At 61.6% G+C, this 21,201-nt stretch carries 19 protein-coding genes; 7 read left to right on the top strand and 12 right to left on the bottom strand.

The genetic code is table 11. The annotated features are described in order from the left end of the window. Positions 1-49: 49 nt before the first annotated feature. Both SINAC_RS17230 and SINAC_RS17225 read left to right on the top strand, forming a co-directional pair. On the top strand, positions 50-1,084 hold the full coding sequence (locus SINAC_RS17230) for an aldo/keto reductase (protein ID WP_015246904.1): 1,035 nt from the start codon (positions 50-52) through the stop codon (positions 1,082-1,084). 173 nt (positions 1,085-1,257) lie between these two features. Further along, on the top strand, positions 1,258-2,298 hold the full coding sequence (locus SINAC_RS17225) for a glycoside hydrolase family 43 protein (protein WP_015246903.1): 1,041 nt from the start codon (positions 1,258-1,260) through the stop codon (positions 2,296-2,298). 112 nt (positions 2,299-2,410) lie between these two features. Here the strand turns inward: SINAC_RS17225 and SINAC_RS17220 are convergent, their stop codons facing one another. From SINAC_RS17220 to SINAC_RS17185, 8 genes are all read right to left on the bottom strand, one after another. After that, the gene (locus SINAC_RS17220; protein ID WP_015246902.1) at positions 2,411-3,427 is read right to left on the bottom strand and encodes a methyltransferase; all 1,017 of its coding nucleotides are present in this window, start codon (positions 3,425-3,427) and stop codon (positions 2,411-2,413) included. Positions 3,428-3,700: 273 nt separating this feature from the next. Continuing rightward, positions 3,701-5,638 carry a molecular chaperone DnaK gene (gene dnaK / locus SINAC_RS17215; protein ID WP_015246901.1) on the bottom strand — a complete coding sequence of 646 codons (1,938 nt, stop codon included), beginning with the start codon at positions 5,636-5,638 and terminating at the stop codon, positions 3,701-3,703. Between the two features lie 129 nt (positions 5,639-5,767). Then, entirely contained in the window at positions 5,768-6,379 is a 612-nt protein-coding gene (locus tag SINAC_RS17210) for an HdeD family acid-resistance protein (protein WP_015246900.1), read from the bottom strand. A gap of 260 nt (positions 6,380-6,639) precedes the next feature. Further along, the gene (locus tag SINAC_RS17205; RefSeq protein WP_015246899.1) at positions 6,640-7,695 is read right to left on the bottom strand and encodes a YfdX family protein; all 1,056 of its coding nucleotides are present in this window, start codon (positions 7,693-7,695) and stop codon (positions 6,640-6,642) included. Between the two features lie 313 nt (positions 7,696-8,008). Continuing rightward, positions 8,009-8,413: a hypothetical protein gene (locus SINAC_RS17200; RefSeq protein ID WP_015246898.1), complete on the bottom strand. Its 405-nt coding sequence runs from the start codon at positions 8,411-8,413 to the stop codon at positions 8,009-8,011. 143 nt (positions 8,414-8,556) lie between these two features. Continuing rightward, positions 8,557-9,279 carry a type 1 glutamine amidotransferase domain-containing protein gene (locus SINAC_RS17195; RefSeq protein WP_015246897.1) on the bottom strand — a complete coding sequence of 241 codons (723 nt, stop codon included), beginning with the start codon at positions 9,277-9,279 and terminating at the stop codon, positions 8,557-8,559. Between the two features lie 765 nt (positions 9,280-10,044). Continuing rightward, complete coding sequence (locus SINAC_RS17190; RefSeq protein ID WP_015246895.1) at positions 10,045-10,893, bottom strand: alpha/beta fold hydrolase; 849 nt, start codon at positions 10,891-10,893, stop codon at positions 10,045-10,047. A 184-nt stretch (positions 10,894-11,077) separates the two neighbouring features. Continuing rightward, positions 11,078-12,100 carry a methyltransferase gene (locus SINAC_RS17185; protein ID WP_015246894.1) on the bottom strand — a complete coding sequence of 341 codons (1,023 nt, stop codon included), beginning with the start codon at positions 12,098-12,100 and terminating at the stop codon, positions 11,078-11,080. Between the two features lie 404 nt (positions 12,101-12,504). Here SINAC_RS17185 and SINAC_RS17180 point away from each other — a divergent pair, with 404 nt between their 5' ends. Next, positions 12,505-12,870: a hypothetical protein gene (locus tag SINAC_RS17180; protein WP_154673670.1), complete on the top strand. Its 366-nt coding sequence runs from the start codon at positions 12,505-12,507 to the stop codon at positions 12,868-12,870. After that, positions 12,779-13,030 carry an endonuclease/exonuclease/phosphatase family protein gene (locus tag SINAC_RS41900; RefSeq protein ID WP_161625809.1) on the top strand — a complete coding sequence of 84 codons (252 nt, stop codon included), beginning with the start codon at positions 12,779-12,781 and terminating at the stop codon, positions 13,028-13,030. The genes SINAC_RS17180 and SINAC_RS41900 overlap by 92 nt, the downstream gene beginning before the upstream one ends. A gap of 87 nt (positions 13,031-13,117) precedes the next feature. Here the strand turns inward: SINAC_RS41900 and SINAC_RS17175 are convergent, their stop codons facing one another. The 4 genes from SINAC_RS17175 to SINAC_RS17160 all read right to left on the bottom strand — a co-directional run bounded on the left by SINAC_RS17175 (position 13,118) and on the right by SINAC_RS17160 (position 16,853). Continuing rightward, positions 13,118-13,462 carry a hypothetical protein gene (locus SINAC_RS17175; RefSeq protein WP_015246893.1) on the bottom strand — a complete coding sequence of 115 codons (345 nt, stop codon included), beginning with the start codon at positions 13,460-13,462 and terminating at the stop codon, positions 13,118-13,120. 39 nt (positions 13,463-13,501) lie between these two features. Then, entirely contained in the window at positions 13,502-14,545 is a 1,044-nt protein-coding gene (locus SINAC_RS17170; protein WP_015246892.1) for a DUF1559 family PulG-like putative transporter, read from the bottom strand. Further along, positions 14,545-15,237 carry a hypothetical protein gene (locus SINAC_RS17165; protein ID WP_015246891.1) on the bottom strand — a complete coding sequence of 231 codons (693 nt, stop codon included), beginning with the start codon at positions 15,235-15,237 and terminating at the stop codon, positions 14,545-14,547. The genes SINAC_RS17170 and SINAC_RS17165 overlap by 1 nt, the downstream gene beginning before the upstream one ends. Before the next feature lie 554 nt (positions 15,238-15,791). Beyond that, positions 15,792-16,853 carry a substrate-binding domain-containing protein gene (locus SINAC_RS17160; RefSeq protein ID WP_015246890.1) on the bottom strand — a complete coding sequence of 354 codons (1,062 nt, stop codon included), beginning with the start codon at positions 16,851-16,853 and terminating at the stop codon, positions 15,792-15,794. 142 nt (positions 16,854-16,995) lie between these two features. Between SINAC_RS17160 and SINAC_RS17155 the strand changes: the two genes are divergently transcribed. From SINAC_RS17155 to SINAC_RS17140, 3 genes are all read left to right on the top strand, one after another. Continuing rightward, the gene (locus tag SINAC_RS17155) at positions 16,996-18,078 is read left to right on the top strand and encodes a DUF1559 domain-containing protein (protein WP_015246889.1); all 1,083 of its coding nucleotides are present in this window, start codon (positions 16,996-16,998) and stop codon (positions 18,076-18,078) included. Positions 18,079-18,243: 165 nt separating this feature from the next. After that, positions 18,244-19,488: an aldo/keto reductase gene (locus SINAC_RS17150; RefSeq protein ID WP_015246888.1), complete on the top strand. Its 1,245-nt coding sequence runs from the start codon at positions 18,244-18,246 to the stop codon at positions 19,486-19,488. A 581-nt stretch (positions 19,489-20,069) separates the two neighbouring features. Next, positions 20,070-21,098 carry an AAA family ATPase gene (locus tag SINAC_RS17140; RefSeq protein ID WP_015246887.1) on the top strand — a complete coding sequence of 343 codons (1,029 nt, stop codon included), beginning with the start codon at positions 20,070-20,072 and terminating at the stop codon, positions 21,096-21,098. The last annotated feature ends 103 nt before the right edge of the window (positions 21,099-21,201 follow it).

The raw sequence follows: 21,201 nt of genomic DNA, 5'->3' as shown, positions 1-21,201 counted from the left end.
CAGGGTGGGTGCGGCCCACGACCTTCGACATTACCGGAGTATGATCTCAATGGAATATCGGCAGCTTGGCGGATCAGGGTTCAAGGTCCCCGTGCTCAGTTTTGGCACTGGCACCTTCGGTGGCGGCAACGAATTCTTCAAGGCGTGGGGGGCGAGCGACGTCGCTGAGGCCACACGGCTGGTCGACGTCTGCCTCGAGGCCGGGCTCACCATGTTCGACTCGGCCGACGTCTACTCGGACGGCCTGGCGGAGGAGATCCTCGGGCAGGCGATCAAGGGGCGTCGAGATCAGGTGATCGTCTCCACCAAGGGGACTTTTCGTCACGGCTCGGGTCCGAACGATGTCGGGTCTTCGCGGTTCCATATCACCAAGGCGGTTGAAGGGAGTCTTCGACGGCTGGGTACGGATTATATTGACCTCTACCAGCTTCACGGCTTTGATGCCATGACGCCGGTGGAGGAAGTGCTTGGCACGCTCGACGACCTGGTTCGGGCGGGGAAGATTCGCTACATCGGCTGCTCGAACTTCTCCGGGTGGCACCTCATGAAGGCGCTGGCCGTCTCGGAAAAATACGGGCTGGCGCGGTACGTGGCGCACCAGGCTTACTACTCGCTGATCGGCCGCGATTATGAGTGGGAGCTGATGCCGCTGGCCCTCGACCAGAAGGTCGGTGCCGTCGTCTGGAGTCCGCTTGGGTGGGGGCGTCTCACCGGGAAGATCCGCCGTGGCGGGCCGCTCCCGCAAACCAGCCGCCTGCAAAATCAGCGCGTCACCGACATCGGCCCGCCGGTCGCGGACGAGGCGCTCTTCCGCGTTGTCGACGCTCTCGATGAGATCGCCAAGGAGACCGGCAAGACGGTGCCTCAGATTGCGCTCAACTGGTTGCTCCAGCGGCCGAGTGTGTCGACCGTCGTCATCGGGGCGCGGAACGAGGAGCAACTGCGTCAAAACCTTGGCGCCGTCGGTTGGAACCTCACCGCGGCCCAGGTCGCAACGCTTGACGCCGCAAGCACCGTGACCCTGGCCTACCCGTACTGGCACCAGCGCGGCTTTGCCGAGCGGAACCCGCCCCCTGTTTCGTGATCGGGTTTTTTGGGAACCCGGCCGTTTGGGAATCATCCCGGCGGCCGGGGCCGTGGATTTCACCCTTGCGGTTTGGTCGAATACCGGCTGAGCTGGTTGGGAAGTGACTCCCGGTCGGTTTCCCATCGCGCAACACGGGTAACGCAATGACTCCTTGGCGACGATCGCTTCGAATGGGCTTCTCCCTGCTGTTGGTTCCGCTTACGTTCGCCTCCGTGCTGGTCGAGCGAGTTTCCGCTGACGAACCCCCGGCGGGGGGCGGTGCCGCTTCTTCGTTCCGCAACCCGCTTAAACGTGAAGGCGCGGACCCGTGGGTGATTGTTTATAACGGTTGGTACTACCTCTCGACGACCACCTCGAGTGATATCCGGCTCCAGCGTGCTCGACGGCTGGGGGACCTCAAGGATGCGCCCAGTCAGGTCGTTTGGAAGGACGACCACCCCGCGCGGTATCGCGATCTCTGGGCGCCTGAATTTCACCGGTTCGACAGCGAGAACGGCCCGCACTGGTATCTTTACTACACGGCCTCCGACAACGACGATACGCATCACCGTATGTATGTGGCGGAGAGCCAAGGGGACGGCCCGCTTGGTCCCTATACGTTCAAAGCGAAAGTCAAGACCGACCCCGACGATCGGTACTACGCGATCGACGGCACCATTCTCAAGGTGGACGGGGCGCTCTACTTCCTCTGGTGCGGCCGGCCGAGCACGACGGGCCAAGGTCTCTATCTTTCGCGGATGTCCAACCCCTGGACGCTGACCGGCCCACGCGTGGCTCTGCCCGCCGACGGCTTTGGCTGCGCGGTGGTCCGCGAAGGTCCGGTTACCCTCCATCGCAACGGCCGAATCTTCCTGATCTACTCGGCCTGCCCTGCGGACACCCCCGACTATAAGCTCGGCATGCTGATCGCCGACCAGGCCAGCGACCTGATGGATCCGGCGTCCTGGAAGCAGCATCCTACGCCTGTCTTCGAGCGAGACGACGAACAGGGCGTTTTCGGCCCTGGGCATAACGCCTTTTTCCGCTCCCCCGATGGCAAGGAAGACTGGATCGTCTATCACGCCAAGTCGGGCACCAGCAAGACCTACGCCGACCGCACCACGCGCGCGCAACGGTTCTACTGGAACCCAGACGGGACGCCGAACTTCGGTCGGCCGCTCCCCCTGACCTCAGAGATCGCCTCCCCGTCGGGCGAGCCTCCCGCGAGGTGATGGTATTGCGAGAGGTTGTGATATTTGCTGATTCCACAGGGGAATGACCCACCCTTGTCTGTGAATGGGTGGGTCGAGTCTTCCTACGAACCTTTGCCTCCGGCGCGGGGGATTACTTGGTGTCGGCTCGTTCCCCTTCGACGACGCTGAGGTCGCCCTGGGTGGGCACGATCCGGGTGAGTTGAAAGCCTGCCTCTTGATAGAGCTGCCGGAACTCGTCCGCGGTCCGTTCGATGCCCCCTGGCAGGAGGAGCATGTTGAGGTCCAGGAGTTTACCGAACGAGGGTTCGTTCCCGGTCGGCAGAACGTGCTCCACGACGAGCAACTTCGCCCGTTCCGGCAGCGAATGGTGGAGGTTTCGCAGGATCCGCGTGGCTTTCTCGTCATCCCAGTCGTGGATGATGTGCCGCATGAAATAAGCATCCGCTTCGACGGGGATGGATTCGAAGAAGTTGCCGGCGATCAGCTGGCAACGATCAGCGACGCCGGCTTGTTCCAGGTTCGGGCGGGCTCGTTCGATGACGTGGGGGAGGTCGAAGAGCAGGCCCTTCATCTTGGGAAAGCGCTGGAGGATTTCGATGAGATTTCTGCCGTTGCCGCCGCCGATATCCGCCAGGACGTTGATGCCGGAGAGGTCATAGGCGTTGAGAAATGCCTGGGTTTCGCGCCCGTGGATCGAGGTCATGGCGGCGTCGAATAAGGCGGCCTGCTCGGGGCGTTCGCCCAGGTATTCGAAGATCGGCTTACCGTAGATACGGTCGAAGGCCGTTTCTCCCGTTTGTATGCTTGCCAGCAAGTCGCCCCATGCCTGATAGTGCTCTTCGCCCATCATGACGGCCATCGCCCACTGTGAGCTCGGCTCATCGCTTCGGAGCGTTTCGGCCAGCGGCGTGAGGTGAAATTGGCCCGCGCCGTCTTCGGAGAAAACCCCCACGCTCGCCAGGGCTCGAAGCAGGCGATAAAGCGAGCGGGCGTGAGTGCCTGTCGCCTGAGCAAGCTCCTCGACGCTCTGGGAGCCGTTTTTGAGCCGGTCGGCGATCCCGAGTTTGGCGGCGACGTAAACGGCCTGCGCGATCCAGGACCCGGTGATCATCCGGGCCATCTGATCTTGTGCGGTCGGTTCGGGCATGATCGGCTCCTTCATTCGATTCCGAAAATATCTTCCGTGCTCCAGGCTGGGCCGGAGGAAGATAGCGGTTCTGTGGAGCCGATGACAAGGCGGGAATCGCCACTCTGGTGTCGTGGTGCTCACCCTCAAGGCGAGCGGGGTGCGACAACTCCCTGTCTTTTCGGATTTGGCGTAGAAGTGGCCCAAAGACAGGGCGCTCACGCTCTCCGCTCGCCGGGAAGACTTCGCTTACTTTGGGAGGTTTCACCTGCCTCAGAAGGTCAGCGTTTGTGATTAAGTCTTTTGTTCGAACTCGACGTCGATCACTTCCTCCTCTCCCTTGCCTTGCTTTTGCCCCTGGCCCGCTTGGGCACCTCCGTTCGACGATGTGGCGGCTCCGCTCGCCGCTTCGGCTCCGGGGGCGGCCGGTGCGGCGTAGAGGTGTTCGGACATGGCCTGGCTGGCTCGTTGCAGGTCTTCGAGCGCCTGATGGATTGCGGCCGTGTCTTCCCCGGTTTTCACCTGGTTGACCTTGGTGATGGCGCTGCGGACCGCGGCCATGTCGGATTCGGAGAGCTTGGCCTTGTTTTCCTCGAGCAGTTTTTCCAACTGGTAGACGCGTTGCTCGGCGCTGTTGCGGGCCTCGGCGAGGTCGCGGCGGCGCTTGTCCTCGGTGGCGTGGGCGGCGGCGTCGCGCTGCATTCGATCGATCTCGTCTTTGGTCAGCCCACCGGAGGATTCGACCTTGACCGACTGCTCCTTGCCGGTCCCCTTATCCTTGGCCGAGACCTGGAGGATCCCGTTGGCATCGAGGTTGAAGGCCACCTCAATTTGAGGTGTTCCCATGCGCGCAGGTGGGATTCCTTCGAGGTTGAACTCGCTGAGCAGCCGGTTGTCGGCCGCCATCGGCCGCTCCCCTTGGTAGACCTTGATCGTGACCGCCGTCTGGTTGTCGTCGGCGGTGGTGAAGGTCTCTTTCTTCTCCGTCGGGATCGTGGTGTTTCGTTCCACCAGCTTGGTGAAGACGCCCCCCTTGGTCTCCAGGCCGAGCGAGAGCGGGGTGACGTCGAGCAGGAGCAGGTCTTTGACTTCGCCGGTCAAAACCGCCCCTTGAATCGCCGCGCCGACGGCGACGACCTCGTCGGGGTTGACTCCCTTGTGGGGATCCTTGCCGAAAAGTTCCTTGACGATCTGCTGGACGAGCGGCATCCGGGTCGCACCGCCGACGAGGACGACCTCGTGAATCTCCGCCGGCTTGAGCTTGGCGTCTTCGAGTGCCTTGCGGACCGGGGGCTTCACGCGTTCGAACAGGGGGTCGGTCAGTTTTTCGAACTGGGCGCGGGTAATCGTCATCGTAAGGTGCTTGGGGCCGTTCTGATCGGCCGTGATGAACGGGAGGTTAATGTCGGCCTGTGCCTGGAAGGAGAGGTCCTTTTTGGCCTTCTCGGCGGCTTCCTTGAGCCGCTGGAGTGCCATCTGATCTTTGCGAAGGTCGACCCCCTGCTCTTTCTTGAACGTGTTGGCGATGTCGTTGATCAGGGCCTCGTCCCAGTCGTCGCCCCCCAGGTGGGTGTCGCCGTGGGTGGAGAGGACCTCGAAGACGCCGTCCCCCACGTCGAGGATCGAGATGTCGTAGGTTCCGCCGCCGAGGTCGAAGACGGCGATCTTCTCGTTCTTCTTCTTGTCGAGTCCGTAGGCGAGCGCCGCGGCGGTCGGCTCGTTGATGATCCGGGCGACCTCTAGGCCGGCGATCTGGCCGGCGTCCTTGGTGGCCTGGCGCTGGCTGTCGTTGAAGTAGGCGGGAACGGTGATCACGGCCTTACGGACCTTGTGGCCGAGGTGACTCTCGGCGGCCTCCTTCAGTTTGCGGAGGATGTAGGCCGAGATTTCGGGAGGGGTGTACTCCTTGCCGCCCACCTGGATCTTGACGAAGTCGTCGGGGCCGCCGACGATCGCGTAGGGGACCATCTTCTCCTCGGTGGCGACTTCCTTGTGGCGACGGCCCATGAACCGTTTGATCGAGTAGATCGTCCCCTTGGGGTTCGTGATCGCTTGGCGCCTGGCTGGCTCGCCAACCAGGACTTCACCCTTGCTGGTGAAGGCGACGACTGAAGGGGTCAGTCGGCTGCCCTCTTGGTTGGGAATGACGGTCGGCTCGCCCCCCTCCATGACTGACACGACGCTGTTGGTCGTTCCCAAGTCGATACCAATGATCTTTTCGCCTTCTGCCACGGTGAATCTCCTCTCGAGTGTCCGACTCGTCTCGCCAGGAATCCGAGTCCGGGTTTCGACCTGTGGGAACGTGCTCCGCGAGAGCCAAAGAATAGGGACAAGTGGATCTGTCAGTCTTTGCCGTCATGGTTATGCGAAGTTCGGTGGCCGCTTGGTGATCGAATCGCTGGGATTGAGCCCGGGGCGGTTGATTCCATGAGCCATGAGATGCGACCAGCTCCGCATGCGGAATCCGAGAGCGATCATCAGCACGCCGTAGGCGATCGAGTACGCGCCGATCAGCCAGATGACGGCCAGGGCGCCGGTGGCCGGCCTGACGATCAGGGCCAATCCAAAAAGGACAGACAGAACGCCGCTGATCGCGAGCAGCCATTCGCCTTCGACCTCATGGCGGAGCCGGAAGGCCGCGATCACCTCGAGAACGCCCGTGAAGATGGCCCAGAATGCGATCAGGTAGAGCAACGCCAAGGCCGTGATCCCGGGCCAGGCAAACGCGATGATACCCACCGCGATGCCGAGCAGGCCGTCAATGAGCATGGCCCACCAAGGCTCCCCCCCCAGCGGCCGGCCGGCGAGGGCCGCGGCAACGGCGAAGAGGCCCCCCACCAGGGCGAACGCCCCGTAGAGGAGGATCAAGCTGGCCAGGGTGATCCCGGGCCAGGCAAAGGCTGCGACCCCGAAGAGCACCGCGACGACGCCCCGCAACACCAGGGCCCACCAGTTCCGTGCCAAGGGCACCATTTTCTTGCTCCTCTTGTGTGAATGAAAGTTTGAGTCGAGACAGGATTCACGCGTTCGTTCGGTCGATTCGCTCCCATGGACTGGCGGCCCACCGGATTGGCCGAGGTGCTTCTCGCGACATGAGCGAGGACCTCCCGAGCGATCCAACGATCATCACTCGGGAGGTCTTTCTCCAAGACCCGGTCGCAGTTGCCGTCGGCGCCGGCGGCCCCCCGCGATGGCGAGGGGCACGGCCCCGTGGTTTTTGGGGGGGGCAACGATTAGAGATGCCGATGGAACCATGTGTTGACCTTGTCCCACCAGTGCGTCACCATTTGGCTTTGGCGGATCCGATCGGTATGGTTGGTGGGGGTAGCCTTCTCCTGGCGGAGTTGATTCTCCATTTGCTCGACCTCGCGAAGCATCTCATCCACATCCTTGCGATGGTCTTTCGGGAGCACTTCGCGGTAGGCCATTAACCGCTGGTGGGCGATGCTCATATTGGCCATGGCCTGCGCGGGGTTGTCCTCTTCCAGGGACCGCTTCGCAAACCAGATTGCGTCCCGGGCGGAAGCGAGTTCCGAATCCTCCTTGACCGAGCGGAAATCGAGGCCACGGACCAGGGCCATCGCCAGGGCCTTGGTGGCGACGTCGGACTTGCTCTCCGTCAGAGCCTTGGTCGCCTTTGCGAGCTGGGCGTCGATCTGGTCGAGTTTGGCGACTGCCTCCGTGATCACCCGTTGGGACTCGACGACCTGGAGGCCGGCGATCGTAAACGCGTTGCGTCGGGCCTCCACGATCGGGGCCAACGTCTCGGAGTGCAGAATCCCCGCGTATAAGGGGATGGTGTCGTCCTGGATCACGAGTTCATCCTCGAAGATCGGTTTGCCGTCGGGGGCGACGGTCTTCGTATGGATGGTCGTCTTGGGCAGCATCTTGCGGATCGCCAGGGTGCCCTCTCGGCACTTACTCACTTCCTTGAGCGCCTCTTTGGGGTCGTCGGCATCAAGCGCGAGTCGCGCCTTCTCGACATGCTCGAAGACATCAATCATCAGCAGCGAGAGCTGCCGTTGGTCCTCCTGGGCCAGTCGATCTGTGCTCTCGTTCGACAGTTCGGTGTGATACCCCTTCTCGGAGCCGAAGGTCCGGACAACCCGATGGTTGTTCGTCTCCTTGCCATTGGTCTTGTCGGTGGCTTTGTCGGTGGCCTTGTCATCCTCCTTGACGGTGGAGGACGTCTGTTGTCCCCACGTCGGCACAGCAATGAATAGGAAGGCCATCAAGCCCGCGGCGAGAAGCCGCCACGACGACGTCGACCCCTGATAACGGTTTCGCATGATCTTGTCTCCTCAACCCTCAATCGGTTGCAAACCCGTGGTGCGAGAGACCTTTGCTTTGGTTGTCCACGACGGCTCTGGATCCAAGGCGGTCGCGTGGAACACTTATGGGATGCGAGCGATTTACCGCCGCGTTGCGCCCGCCGATTGTCACCCCTCAAGCCAGTCCGGGGTGACGGTCAGTAAAATCTGCATGTCAGCAATTTTTAGTCGTGAAAGAACGACGTAATCGAAGCACAAAGTTTGTGTGGTCGGCCCCGATCGGTCGCTCTTTCATGACTTGCAATTGGGAAATTCGGTCAAGCCGAGGCGGTCAGCCACCCGAGGTACGCTGTTCTGGCGGATACTTCATGCATTCTCCGAACAGCGCTTCGAATTCGAGGCTGACCTCTGCGGCTTCCCCCTTGAGTTGCCGGAGGAACTCGCGTTCCTCATCTTCGATCTTGTCGTCCTGGAGCACCAATCGCCGGAGCCATTCCGTCTTCTCAGGCCCGATCCGGCCATCCATCAGGATGTATTTCTTGATTGTGCTGTAGAAAAACTGCTCGAAGGCATGCGTGCGCTGTTGCACTCGCTTGTGCAGCTCAACCAGAAAATCGGCCTCTCTGAGGTCGAGCTTGCCGTCGGCTGCCAAGGTGTTGCGAAGCACCTCGATCTCCTGGCCATCCACTCGGCCATTGCGGACGAGCCGCTCTTCGAGTCCGCGCAAATCCACCATGATTGTGTCCCCCGAAAAATGGCCCTGGGTGGAAGGCTCGGCGTCCCGGTTTTGACCGGGAAATGGCCCCCATTGGGGCTTTGGATCCGAACCGCTCCGCCGTTGGGCCGGCCGCGGGACCGGTCATGCACTCTTTTGTTTGTTTAATTCGCGACCTGGACGCTCAGCCGAGCGATCGCGGCCTCCGCGACTCCAAAGGAGGAGGCGGGGTTTTGCCCGGTCACGAGGTTGCGGTCCGTGATCACATACGGCATCCAGGATTTCCCGGACTGGAAGTTGGCGCCGTGATCGCGGAGCTGGGTCTCGAGCAGGAACGGCATCTTGTCCGCCAGCCCAACCTCGTTCTCTTCCTTGTTGGTGAACGCTGTGAGCCGATAATCCTGAAATGTCCAAGTCCCGTCCGCACGGATGGCCGGCAGCAGTCCCGCCGGGCCGTGACAGACGGCGGAGATGAGCTTCCGGTCATCCTGCATGCGATTGAGGATTTCCCCGAGCTCCGGAGAGTGGGCCAGGTCCTGCATGGGGCCATGACCCCCCGGCAGATAAATCGCGTCGTAGGAATCGATCTGAGCTTTGGAGAGTCTTTCCAAGATGAGTGGGTGCCGCAAGTCCTCAAGGGAGGCGAGGTACTCCGTGAACTGCTTGATGACCTTGGCCCCCCCCGAGTTCTTCTCAGGGGCCAGGCTTCCCTGGTCCAAAGGAGCCGGGACACCCCCCGGCGTGGCAATCTCCACGACCAGCCCGGCCGTACTGAACAACTCGTGAGGGACGACGATCTCCTCGGCCCAGAACCCGGTCTTCCGGATCGTCCCATCGACCAACGTCAGGTGATCGACCCCAGTCACGACCATCAGTAGCCGGATCATGTTGTCGTTCCTTTCTCTTCTCTCTTCGGCGCTCTCCGCTCAGGGGAAGAGGATCAAACCAGGTGCAACCGGGACGGAAGACCAAGTTCTCAAAGAGATGGTTACGCGTTTGTCTCCTGTTGCATGTCTCCGCGATCGATCCGGAACGCTTCCTCTCCTGAACGATTGATCTTTGGGCTCAAGTCTCCAGTCGCAAGGCGCGCGCCGCGTGCTCGGAGCCGGGTGGGATCTTTTGGGTAAACCGCCTTATCCTTTACGCAGCTAAGAGATTGCGAGAAGGGGCGAGCCATGTGAGGCGGGAGGGGAGTGCGGTGGATGAGCCATCCCGGATGCCGCTCTCGGGTGACACTTTGTCGGCCCCGCTCGAGGGGAGCGACATCTTGGCGAAGACGCACGCGGTGGCCTTTCCGGGCCGAACTGCCGTGGATTTCGCAATCCCGCGCGGTTTCTTTTTTTGATCCGTGAACTCCAGGATTACGAGTGGCCGCGGAACTGAGCGAGGTGCGATGGCTCCTGGCGATCACCCTTGCTTGGGGGCATTCCGCTCGACGTATCCCAGGCATTGCGAGACCGGCTGGCGGGGGTATTTCGTGAATCGAGCATCGGCTTGCGCACGTTCGCAGAGCAAGAATCTGGATCCTTTACCCGAGGTAATTACACGCATCCAGCCACAACGTTCGCAGAGGCTTGCTGTTGTCATTGAGAAGTCTTGCTTTTATTAAGCGTGTGGTTTCGGCTGCCGGGGTGTGCGATGGTCCCCCATCGTCACGTCAAGGCGGATAAGTTATTCGCAGGTATCTCCGGAGGTATCAACCCCAACTCTCGCGCGAACGAGGCCACGGCGTCCGCGAACTCGCGCGGGTGAAGAATGAGCCAGTCGTGGCTGGCGTTGGACCAGATGATCCGGCAGTCGGGGATTGTGGCTTGGAACCGCTCCGCGCAGTGGGGAGGGAACGTGTGGTCGCGGCGGCCCCAGGCGAGCAACGTCGGCGCGGTGATTCGCGAGGCAACTTCGAGAGGTTCGGTATCGGCCGCGAGCCGAAACGCGTGGTAGAGGCAGTTGCGCGGATGCCGCAGAAGGTTGGCAATCATATGAGGAGTCAACGGTAGGTTGAGCCGAGATTCTTCGGTCATCCCATCGTGAAGGCGACTCTTCAAGAGACTCCACCAGGTGGCTCCAGGGAACCCGCCCACGCTATCGACCATGACCAGGCCGTCGAGCCTGTCGGGATGACGCACGCCCATCAGGGCGGCCACGCCCCCCGTGTCCGAATGACCGACCACGAGCGCTCGATCCAGATTCAAGGCATCGAGCAATCCGGCTGCCCAATCGGCCCCCTCGGCGAAACCCCAGGGTTGCTTCAAGCGTTGCGAATGTCCCGAGCCGGGCATCTCGGCTGCGGTCACCTGAAAATGCGCGGCGAGGCCTTCGATCGTTCCGCGATAACTGGGAGCTCGAAGGAAGGCACTCGGGATCAGCAGCAGCGGGGGCCCTTGCCCAGACTGGAAAAACCGAGTCCGCATCCCGTTCACGTCGATATATTGCTCAGCCCACTTCGGCAGGGTGGGAGGAATCAAGTCGGGCACACTCGGTTCGGTATGAGTTGCCATCATGTTTCTGGAAGCCTTTGCCTTCAGTCCCGATCGAGCGTCCCATGAAACGAAATTCCCGCACCAGCATGGTGCGAATGGTGTGCCCAACAGTCGAAATTGTGCGGGCCCACCCGGTTGAGCAGTCTGTGGGATGGGCCCGCGTCGCGTCGTGAAGGGAAGGGAACAGCTCGGAGGCAAGGCGGGATCAATCGTCTTCGCGTAGGGCTTCAATCACGCTGACTGGCGAGGGGGTTGCGATGACCCGCGCGAGCCGGAAGCCGGCCGCCGCTAGGAGGACGCGGAACTCCTCTGCGGTCCGTTCTCGTCCTCCGGTCATAACGAGCATGTTCAAATCCATGAATTTGCCAAACGATGGCTCGTTTCGCGGCGGGATGACCGCTTCGACCAGCAGGAGCCGGCCCCCTCGAGCCATCGCGCGATGGCAATTTTTGAGGATCGCGACACTCTGGGCGTCGTCCCAGTCGTGGATGATCCACTTGAGTGTGTAAATGTCCCCGCCGGTCGGGACCGCTTTGAAGAAGTCACCGCCGACGGCTTCGATCCTTCCGTCCAGCCCCTCCGCGCGGAGCCCGTTTTGGCCCGCCTCGACCACCCGAGGCACATCGAAGAGTACCCCCTTCGCCGTCGGGTTCGCCTTGAGGATCGCGGCCAGGAAGGTGCCGTGCCCTCCTCCCACGTCTACCACGGTGCGGTCGTTTGAGAAGTCGCAGGAGCGGACCACCGCGTCCTCGATTGACCGGGTGAGCCCGGACATGGACTCGTTGAAGACCTTGGCAACCTCGGGGTTCTGAGCATAATACTGCCAGACGGGCATCCCGAAGTGGTGGTCGAAGGCGATTTCTCCCGTTTTTACGCTTTGAAGAACGTCGCGCCAGGCGTCGTAATGGTCTTCACCCAACTCCGAGATCGCACTCGACCGGAGCGAGCCGGGAACGCCCGATCGGAGGATATCCCCCAAGGGGGTCGACGCGAATCGCCCGTGCTCATCCTCGACGAAAATTCCGACGCTCGCCAGCGCCCGGAGCACACGATAAAGCGAAGGTGCGTGCGTGTCTGTTACCGTGGCCAATTCGTCGGCCGTCTTTGGCCCCTCCTGGACGAGATCGGCAAGCCCGAGCTTTGCGGCAACGTAGACCGCCCGCGAAGTCCAGAAGCCATTGATAATCTGGAATAACTGCCCGGAAGGGGAGAGCGTCGCCTGAACCATGCAGATCCTCCTTGACATGAACTTGGGGAAGGACGAGACCTTAACCCGGTGTTTTGCCCGACGCAATACCTCTTGAATAACGATGTGATTTGTATGAAATATTCAAGGACGAAATCATGAGGAGTTGGTCGAAATGGATCGTTGAAGCAAGTTCGCCGGCCACGGAAGTAGTGCGGTGACACGGGAAGTGCAACGATAAGAAAAGCGACCTCATCCCTGGTCGCTTGCCAGATCAAGGACCCGACGCCGCAATCGGCCGGGTCGCCTCAAACCTTTGAATCGGAATCGGTGAGAAAGGAGCGACACGCGATGGGCCATCTGGAGCGGGACGGTTGATCCCACCGGAATCTCCCGTTAAAAGCGAACGACCGGAGAGATCACGGGACTGGCGCGGTGCGGTGGGCGTGACGGCGCTGGGGCTGTCGGCCTTGTTGTGGTTTGCTCTGGTGTTGATCTATGTCATTCAGCCCGACGCGTGTGCGGCGATCACGGTCTTCCCGGTGTGGGCCTGGCTCTTCCCCGGCTTCACCTTTGCCGCGTTGGGAGGTTTTCTTCAGGGGCGTCGCAACTTCGCGGTCATGGCCGTGGCGTGGTGCCTTTTCCTCCTCGGGTTGGCGGAGGAACCGTGGAGCCTGCTGCGCTCGTTGACTCCGCCGTCTCGAGGCGGTCCCCGCAACCATCCCCATCATCCTGGGAGGAGACCTCAACGCCCCGCAACGGGACGCGGCGTTCCGTTCATTCTCGCCGCGCCTTCAAGACACCTTCGGTGAGGCCGGTCGTGGGTGGGGGAACACGATCATCAACGACTTCCCCTTTCTTCGGATCGACCAGGTCTGGGCATCAAGGTCGCTCCGCGTGCTGAAGGTCGTCGTGGAGAAAACAAGGCATTCGGATCATCGTGTGCTAATTTGCGACCTGGGATTTTTGTAGCCCCGATGGGGTGACATTGAATGAATTGATGGTGTGGAAATTGGAATGACGAACTGTCTGGATGTGGCTTGTGTTTTATGCCTGGCCTCAGAATCCGCCGACAAGATATCGGTTTTCGATCACCAGATAGATGAGGGTCGCCACCAGGAAGAGTCCCGCCATAGTGATGAGGTAGAGAACGAGCACCGGCAACGGGCCGAGCCGAGCTTCAAATCGTCGAGCGCCCTGCCAGGCGAGCCAGCCGATGACTGGATAAGCCACGAGGCCCGCCGAGGCCAAAGCGATCAAAGTCGGATCGCTCTGACCTTGGTCTTGAACGTTCACGATGGCGATCGCCGTATACAAGACGAGCAGGCTGAGATGCCAGGTCTTCAGTTGGCCGTAAGACGCCAGCCATTCCTTGGATCCGAAGGGAGCGTGAATTCCCGTCATGAGCTTGCTTCTCCTTCTCCAATCACGTGGTCTGATGAATCAGTAGCTGTCGCTCGAGATCGCTTCGCCCCCGCTCGGCGTTCCCAGCGCCTTCCAGGTCCGCGGGTCAATGTTGTCCTTGATGAACCGGACCGATCCATCAACGAATAAGAAATTCGCTCCACCTTGAAAGGGGCTGCCAAACCCGTCGGACGAGCGGTTGATCCCTTTGGCCGGATCCCGCCAGTTCGTGGGGTTGCCCCACGGCTTGAAGCTTGAGGGGACCTCTCCCGCCATCATCGTTTGCGCCTCGCCGTCGGTGATGTCTTTGGTGTTGCGACTTTTGTCACCTCCAATCACCAACGCATTTCCGGAGTAATGGCTGAGGGCGTAACCCTTGCTGTCCTTCTCGAAGCCACCGATTGCCGGGTTGAGGTAAAACTCCAGCGCGGTCCCGAAGGACGTGCTGTTGCTCCGGTCGTTCCAAGGGAGGTCAAAGTTGATCTGGTTGTAGAGGACCTGATTGTCCATTTGGGCCAGGATCAGGGCCTGCCAACCGTGTTGAGCACGCCCCTGCGGGTCGAACGTCCCACCGGGGGGAAAACTTGCTGTTTCTTCATGACGATTATAGTTGTAAAGGGCCAGTCCTATTTGCTTGAGGTTGTTGACCGATTGGTGGCGAGTGGCCGCCATCATGCTGCCCCTGGAGAGGAGAGGCTTCCTGGACGTGATGAGCCAACCCGTCTGGTGGGCCACTCCCACGCTTGTGAGTCCGGCGACAAACATCAATACGATGATCGCGACCAAGGAGGTGGTCCACGACCGTTTCCACGGGCTTGCGGCTTGGTCTCTCCCCTGCCCTTGCATTTGCCCGTGAAGCCAACCCAGGAAGAGGTGCAGACCGATCGCGAACAGGGCCAGGCATACCAGGCCGTTGACGAGACCGATGCCGTTGATTCGAATTTTCGAGATCATCCTGTTGAGAAAGAACAGCCAGCCGAAAGCGAGACTGAAGACAAGGTCGATCGGTACGCCGAACCCGATACAATCGAGTAGCAACAGGGCTAGCAAACCGAGGCTTCCCCACGCGAGGTAATGACGCATCAGGGGTTCCTTACTTCCGTGTTTCCCTGGATTTCCTGAGCGTTCATCTCGCGGATCTCGCCGCTGGTCAACAGCAGAAGTCGGCCGTTGCCGAAGAGGTCGGGCTCGATCGCAAGCGGCGTTGCCCCTTGATCCGCGACCTGCCCGCCGTGATAGATGTAGCGCATGCCCGAGGGATCCGGTGCCTGCCAGAACCTTTCGGGAATGTCGGGGCCGGATGCGTCGGCCGGGAAACGCCCCTTGTGCCCTTGGGCGTAAGTCCAGAGCGCACCCCGGAGCCGATCGAGGCTCTGGCGGCGGGCTGACTCCTGCTCGGAGATCGACCGCTTCGTCTCGTTCTGAAGCTTGTACGTGTATCCTTCTTTCTGCCAGGCACCAGGGGTCATGAGCTCCCGCGCTCCCGAGATCATGGTGAGGACGAGAAGGAAGAGCAGGCCCCAGAGCGCGACGACCCCGACCGCCTTTCGGTAAGCGAGGCGGGGGAGCCGAGGGAAGTCCTTGCGCAGCGAATTCCAGACCCTCTGGATGCCCCAGGCAGATATCAGGAAACCAAGCAAGAAGAACGAGATTGTTTGCACCCGCATTCGGGTGATGTCGGAAAGAAGCAAGGAGGGCATGCCCGCCACCGCGAAACTCGGCCGCAGCGCGATCAGGGAAGACGTGAGGAAGAGACTGCGGACAATCGGCCTCATGAGGTTTACCCCTGAGTTTCAGGTCAGACGGCGAGCGTCTAAGACAATTGTCAGATTTCGGGGCCAAGATTTCAAGGGAGAGGAGAAAAACTCCTCGCGCTCGGCAGTTGGTGCACGAATTTGGATTTGGATAAGGAACGCTGTCTAAAAAGGAAGTTTACGGCCTGAACTGGTCGTTCGGGTGTCCTAACAGCCTTGAGCGACCTCCGTCGAATTCCGATGCGCGCACCAACTGCCGAGCGCTTACCAAATTTTTAACCACGAATGACACAAATAACACGAATAAAAACAAAAAAATCCAATCATTTGTTTGTTTTTTTTCTTCATTCGTGTTATTTGTGTCATTCGTGGTTAAATTCTCCTTTTTCCCCCTATCGCTCGGCATCTGGTACGCGAATTTGGATAAGGAACGCTGTCTGAAAAGGAAGTTTACGACCTGAACTGGTCGTTCGGGTGTCCTGGCGGCCTTGAGCGACCTCCGTCGAATTCCGATGCGCGCACCAACTGCCGAGCGCTTACGAAAAACTTGCGATTTAGGGATTGAAGCTTCGGATTTAGCTCACACGTTGCAGAGCGCCTGCGGCGGTGCTGTCATAGCCGGGCAGGTCTCCCAGGGCTTGCCGGTAGCTCGGTGAGCGGACCGCGTGGACCAGGGCCTTGAGTCTGGGGTCGTCCTCCCAACGTGTGGGGAAGCAGAGGTCGTATGCCTCCTGGCGGACGCCGAGGAAATCAAGACCGGCCTCCTCGCTGACCAGGCGGAGGCAGACGCCTGCGTCCGCCCAGCCGCCACGGAGCGCTTCGGCCACCCCGCGATGATCGGAAGCCAGCCGGTTGGGGGCCTGCCGATCGGTCAGAAGCTCGTCGAGGCACTGGCGGGCTCCCGACCCCGTCTCCCGGCCGATCCAGCGCAGGTCCGAACCGATCGCTGCTCCGACCGTCGATAACGCGAGCCCAGGGGCCAGGGCGATCCCTTCCTCCCAGTGGGCGACCCGGAGCAGGGTGTATCCCGGCCCCAGCGCCGCGCGGACGACCCCGGCATTGCCCCCCGGCTCGTCATGCCGGCTCAGGTGGACCCCCGCGGCATGTACCAGGCCTTGGCCCAGCAGGGTCAAGGCCGTTCGGCTCGGCCGCTGAAACGCCAGGAGCCGCACACCGGCCTCGCGCGCAAGCTCGGCGGCCAGCAGGCCGACCGCCGGGTCGCAGCAGGCCATGATCAGGGTCCGCTCCGGGGCGATCGGTTCCCCAGCCTGGAGCGTCCCCTCATGGACGACCCCGTCGTGAGGGATCATCCCCAGCGGACTCGGTTCGGCCGGATAGAGCCGTATCTCCCCCCCGAGTTCGGCCGTCCAGTACCGACACGGCTCACGCCGAGGCGTCCAGGCCCAGGTGGGGGCTCCAGCCTCCGGTTTGCGGAGCCGGAACAGATCCTCCACCCGGCACTCCAATGCGGCGGCCAACGCGAGGGCCGCTGCGGCCGACGGCACGAGCCGGCCCGTCTCAATCGCGCTTACCCCCGCGCGGGATAACCCCGACCGCCTCGCCAGGTCCTCCTGCGACCAACCTCGACGGCCCCGCCACTCCCGGAGATAACTCGCGAACTCGCTGAGTTGCGCCATGATCGTATCAGTCTCCGCCAGACTTGTAGCGGGTGAGGGGGCTAGGTATAACGGAGCTCTCGGTACGATTGTGTCGCATGATGGCACGATGATAACAGGCGGAGCCTGAGATCGTCAGCCCCACCGTTTGGGCTCGATTCAAATGAGAACTGCACGGAACCGGCCCGCCTTCACGCTGATCGAACTGTTGGTGGTGATCGCCATCATTGCGGTCCTGATCGCCTTGCTTTTGCCCGCGGTGCAGGCGGCCCGGGAGGCGGCTCGGCGGATCCAGTGTTCGAACAATCTGAAGCAGATCGGGCTTGCGATGCATAACTACCACTCGGTCAACAATGTGTTCCCGCCGGGGCGGATCAACACATACGTGGCTGGCAACGGCCACTGCTGGGGGGCCTATTCGCAGTTGTTGCCGCAACTCGAGTTGCAGGCGCTCTTCAATACGATGAATTTTAGCATGAACCCCGACCCCGACTATACCAGCTCGAGCGCGGTCGTGAACATGACGGCGGCCGTCACGGTCGTCAATGCCTTGATCTGTCCGTCGGACGGCGGGCCGACCCTTGTTCCGGTTGGCGGTGGTCCGTACGCGGTTCACAACTACTTGCTCAGCGTAGGATCGGGCTTTTCGGTGGTGCAGACCCCTCCGACAGGGATGGTCGTGCCGAACGGGATCTTCTCCGAGAATTCGGCCGTGGCGATCGCCGCGATCACCGACGGGACCTCGCAGACGGTGGCGATCAGCGAGACGATCCGTTCCACCGACGGATCACCCACCGGCCTGAACACCCAGACGGTTTTCCAGCGCGACCCGCTGGCCGGATTCGTGCTGACGGGCAACAACTCGGCGGGCAACGGGCCGCCGATCACCGACGACGCGAGCTACGTGAGCCAGTGCCTGAGCCGCAACCCGCCGTCCGGCTTCCAGCCGACTCGCGGCGTCAAGTGGCTCTACGGGGCCCCGGGGCACAGCATGTACAACCACCGCCGCCCTCCCAATGACAAACGGTACGACTGCCGGGGTGGGTTGCCCCACAGCGACAAGAGTGCGGCCGACTGGCAGAACCTCTCCCTCAACATCACCTCGAGGAGCCGTCACCCTGGCGGAGCCAACTCGCTCTTCTGCGACGGCCACGTTCAGTTCGTTAAAGACTCTGTCAATGTCACCGCCTGGCAGGCGCTCGGCAGCCGCAACGGCGGTGAAGTCGTTTCGGCCGACGCGTTCTAATTTTTCTGTAGTATGCAGATGTGAAATGCTGAATGGAAAATAGGGGTTCTCGGGGTGGGTTGAGACCGAGGCTAATAGGCAACGGGCCGCGTCATTTGGTAGAGTAAATTCGACGGAATGCCCGAGACTCGTCACGACAGTCTGCCCAACGAGGAGTCCGAAGTGATGTCCGACGACCAGCCGAACAGCCCCGATCGCCGCGAGTTCCTTCAGGCCGGTGCCCTGGCGACGGCCGCCGCCCTGGGGGCGGCCACTGGCCTCCACGCTCAGGATGAGGCGGCCAAGCCCACGACGCTCCCCAAGCGGAAGCTGGGCAAGACGGGCGTCGAGATCACGCTGCTCGAGATGGGGACCGGGGCCCTGCGCGAGCGTGGTGTGCTCGACCGCCTGCTCCGGCTCGCCTATGCCAGCGGGATCCGCACCTTTGATACGGCCAACCTCTACGGCACCGAACCCGGCTTCAAGAAGTGGTTCGAGCAGGCCCCCGAGGTTCGCAAGGAAATCGTCCTCGTCACCAAGGATGAGGTCAACACCCCCAAGCAGATGCTCACCACGCTTGACCAGCGGTTGGAAGCCTTGGGGACCGACTACGTCGACTTCTACTTCGTCCACGGGCTTGGCGATCACCACACGCTTGACGAGTCGATCAACTTCGTCAAGGGCCAGGAGTTCAAAGAGACGGCCGAGGCGATCCGCAAGTCGGGGAAGGCGAAGTTCGTCGGTTTTTCCACCCACCACAAGGACCGCGCCCAGACGATTCAGGCGGCGGCCGAGGGGGGGATCGTCGACGCGATCATGCTGATGTATACGCCTTGGCTCGACAAGGACTCCCCGCTCAACAAGGCGCTCGACACCTGCTACAGCAAGGGGGTCGGCCTGATCTCGATGAAGCAGGTCGCCGGCCAGTTCCCCGCCAAGCCCAAGGTCAACGTGCTCGAGGAGGTCGTGCGCCGGGCGCCGATGCTCGCCGAGAAGAAGCTGTCCCCCTATCAGGGCCTGCTTCACGCGATCTGGACCGACGAGCGGATCAGCGGCTCCTGCGTCTCGATCAAGACGACCGAGCAGCTTCGTGAGGATGCCGACGCCGCCCGCCGTTATGAACCGCTCAAGACGACCGAGATCGAGCAACTCCGCGACGCCGCCCTCGCGTTTGGCCCGACCCTCTGCGCCGATTGCGACGGCCGTTGCTCTGTCGCCGCCGGCACCAAGGCTGAGCTTGGCGACCTGACCCGGTTTCTCACCTATCACGAGCACCATGGCATTCGCGTCGAGGCACGCCGCCAGTACGCTGCGCTCAGCCCCGAAGCCCGCGACTGGGCCGGCGCCGACCTCGAGGCCGCCCGCGCCGCGTGCCCGAACAAACTGAACTTCGCCAAGCTCCTCCCCGATGCCGACCGGTATCTGGCCTGAGCCTGATCGTAATCATTGAGTGACAACCCAAGGGCCGGCCGGGATCATCGTTCCCGTCCGGCCCTTTTTGTTTTGCTTGAGTAGACGATTTGGGCGAGCGCTCCCGCCTCTCTTGTTCTCTCTGACGCCAAATCCGTAGTGGCCGTGCCTCTATTGCAAAAAAACGTGAATTTATGTTTTCTGTCTTGTGGAATGGGCACGGCCTGTCATTTTCAGTCTACCTCCCCGATGGCGAAGGTGAAGGCCAACCGTCGAGGCCCCGATGAGTCACCGAAATCGGGGATTTGGATTTCACCCAAACGATCCGCTCTCCTTTTCCGTATCATGTCCAGATCGTTCGCGTTGGCAAAAGCCGCCGCATTGTCGCACCGTTTCACGGGTGGTTCGATCGACTCAACAAATGAGTCGTCGGGAACCAAGGCCCCTTTTCGATAGTCTAAGGTCTCGTCGGCTTGGGCCGCGGGAAGACTTGCTGGACAATTGACGTTTGTCCTATCTGGTTTTGCGGCTCCTAATCCTTTAGAATGCTTCCTCACCGATCTGACGCGTCGATGCACGGTCCGGCATCCTGGAGCGATGGAATGGCTCAACCTTCTCCGTCTCCCGTCCAAGAGGCGCTTGGCGAGGACGACGTCCAGGCAATCGACCAGCTGCGCGAGGCGAACGCCCGACTGCGGAATGAGCTTGCCAAGGTGATCGTCGGTCAGACCGACGTGATCGAGCGACTGGCGATCTGCCTGTTCGCTCGTGGTCACGCGTTGCTGATGGGCGTCCCCGGGCTGGCCAAGACGCTGCTGGTCAGCAAGCTCGCGGAGACAATGTCTCTGAAGTTCAGCCGGATCCAGTTCACGCCCGACCTGATGCCGATGGACATCACCGGGACCGACATCCTGCAGGATGGTCACAATGGGCGGCGAGAGTTTCAGTTTATTCATGGCCCCGTCTTCGCCAACATCGTCTTAGCCGACGAGATCAACCGGGCCCCACCGAAAACCCAGGCGGCGATGCTCGAGGCGATGCAGGAGCAGAACGTCACCGTGGTTGGGAAGTCGTTCAAGCTCGAACCGCCGTTCCTCGTGCTTGCCACCCAGAACCCGGTCGAGCAAGAAGGCACCTACCCGTTGCCCGAAGCCCAGCTTGACCGGTTCATGTTCCTCATCGAGCTCGACTATCCGTCCGAGGCGGAAGAGGTCAGGATTGCGCGCACGACCACCGGGGACGCGCTTCCTCAGCTCGACCACCTGCTGACGCCCGAAGACGTGATCCGGTTCCAGCACCTCGTACGACGTGTGCCGGTCCCCGATCATATCTATACCTTCGCGGCACGGTTGGTGCGCAAGACGAGGCCGAACGATCCGACCGCCCCGTCGTGGCTCAAGCCGCTTGTGTCGTGGGGGGCCGGCCCGCGAGCGGTCCAGTATCTCATTCTGGGCGCCAAGGCCCGCGCGGCCTTGCTCGGCAGCTACATGGTCCGGCTCGAAGATATCCATGCGGTGGCCGTTCCCGTGCTCACGCACCGCGTGATCACCACGTTCGCGGCGCAAGCCGAAGGGATCGACGCCAAGAAGATTGTGAGCCGGCTCGCCGAGGAGGCGAACATGGAACGGTAGCGGAGCGGCCACGCTTCGCGGAGCCTCGGCTCAAAAGGGACGCTGGCGCGTGCGTCGGCTCAGTGCTCTTTGAGCCGAGGCTCTTGATCCTTTCACACGGAAA

The sequence above is a fragment of the Singulisphaera acidiphila DSM 18658 genome, from assembly GCF_000242455.2.
In the GTDB taxonomy this organism is placed as follows: Bacteria; Planctomycetota; Planctomycetia; order Isosphaerales; family Isosphaeraceae; genus Singulisphaera; species Singulisphaera acidiphila.
The sequence above is the reverse complement of the archived record's forward strand: the minus strand, read 5'-3'. Positions and strand labels throughout refer to the sequence as shown.

Coding starts and splice junctions, on each gene's coding strand:
- SINAC_RS17200 (WP_015246898.1), bottom strand. CDS start 8,413: ATGGTGGATTTGCGCGGACTCGAAGAGCGGCTCGTCCGCAATGGCCGA.
- SINAC_RS17210 (WP_015246900.1), bottom strand. CDS start 6,379: ATGGTGCCCTTGGCACGGAACTGGTGGGCCCTGGTGTTGCGGGGCGTC.
- SINAC_RS17165 (WP_015246891.1), bottom strand. CDS start 15,237: ATGAGGCCGATTGTCCGCAGTCTCTTCCTCACGTCTTCCCTGATCGCG.
- SINAC_RS17190 (WP_015246895.1), bottom strand. CDS start 10,893: ATGATGGCAACTCATACCGAACCGAGTGTGCCCGACTTGATTCCTCCC.
- SINAC_RS17225 (WP_015246903.1), top strand. CDS start 1,258: ATGGGCTTCTCCCTGCTGTTGGTTCCGCTTACGTTCGCCTCCGTGCTG.
- SINAC_RS17140 (WP_015246887.1), top strand. CDS start 20,070: ATGGCTCAACCTTCTCCGTCTCCCGTCCAAGAGGCGCTTGGCGAGGAC.
- SINAC_RS17230 (WP_015246904.1), top strand. CDS start 50: ATGGAATATCGGCAGCTTGGCGGATCAGGGTTCAAGGTCCCCGTGCTC.
- SINAC_RS17175 (WP_015246893.1), bottom strand. CDS start 13,462: ATGACGGGAATTCACGCTCCCTTCGGATCCAAGGAATGGCTGGCGTCT.
- SINAC_RS17220 (WP_015246902.1), bottom strand. CDS start 3,427: ATGCCCGAACCGACCGCACAAGATCAGATGGCCCGGATGATCACCGGG.
- SINAC_RS17160 (WP_015246890.1), bottom strand. CDS start 16,853: ATGGCGCAACTCAGCGAGTTCGCGAGTTATCTCCGGGAGTGGCGGGGC.
- SINAC_RS17185 (WP_015246894.1), bottom strand. CDS start 12,100: ATGGTTCAGGCGACGCTCTCCCCTTCCGGGCAGTTATTCCAGATTATC.
- SINAC_RS17205 (WP_015246899.1), bottom strand. CDS start 7,695: ATGCGAAACCGTTATCAGGGGTCGACGTCGTCGTGGCGGCTTCTCGCC.
- SINAC_RS17170 (WP_015246892.1), bottom strand. CDS start 14,545: ATGCGTCATTACCTCGCGTGGGGAAGCCTCGGTTTGCTAGCCCTGTTG.
- SINAC_RS17195 (WP_015246897.1), bottom strand. CDS start 9,279: ATGATCCGGCTACTGATGGTCGTGACTGGGGTCGATCACCTGACGTTG.
- SINAC_RS17155 (WP_015246889.1), top strand. CDS start 16,996: ATGAGAACTGCACGGAACCGGCCCGCCTTCACGCTGATCGAACTGTTG.
- SINAC_RS17150 (WP_015246888.1), top strand. CDS start 18,244: ATGTCCGACGACCAGCCGAACAGCCCCGATCGCCGCGAGTTCCTTCAG.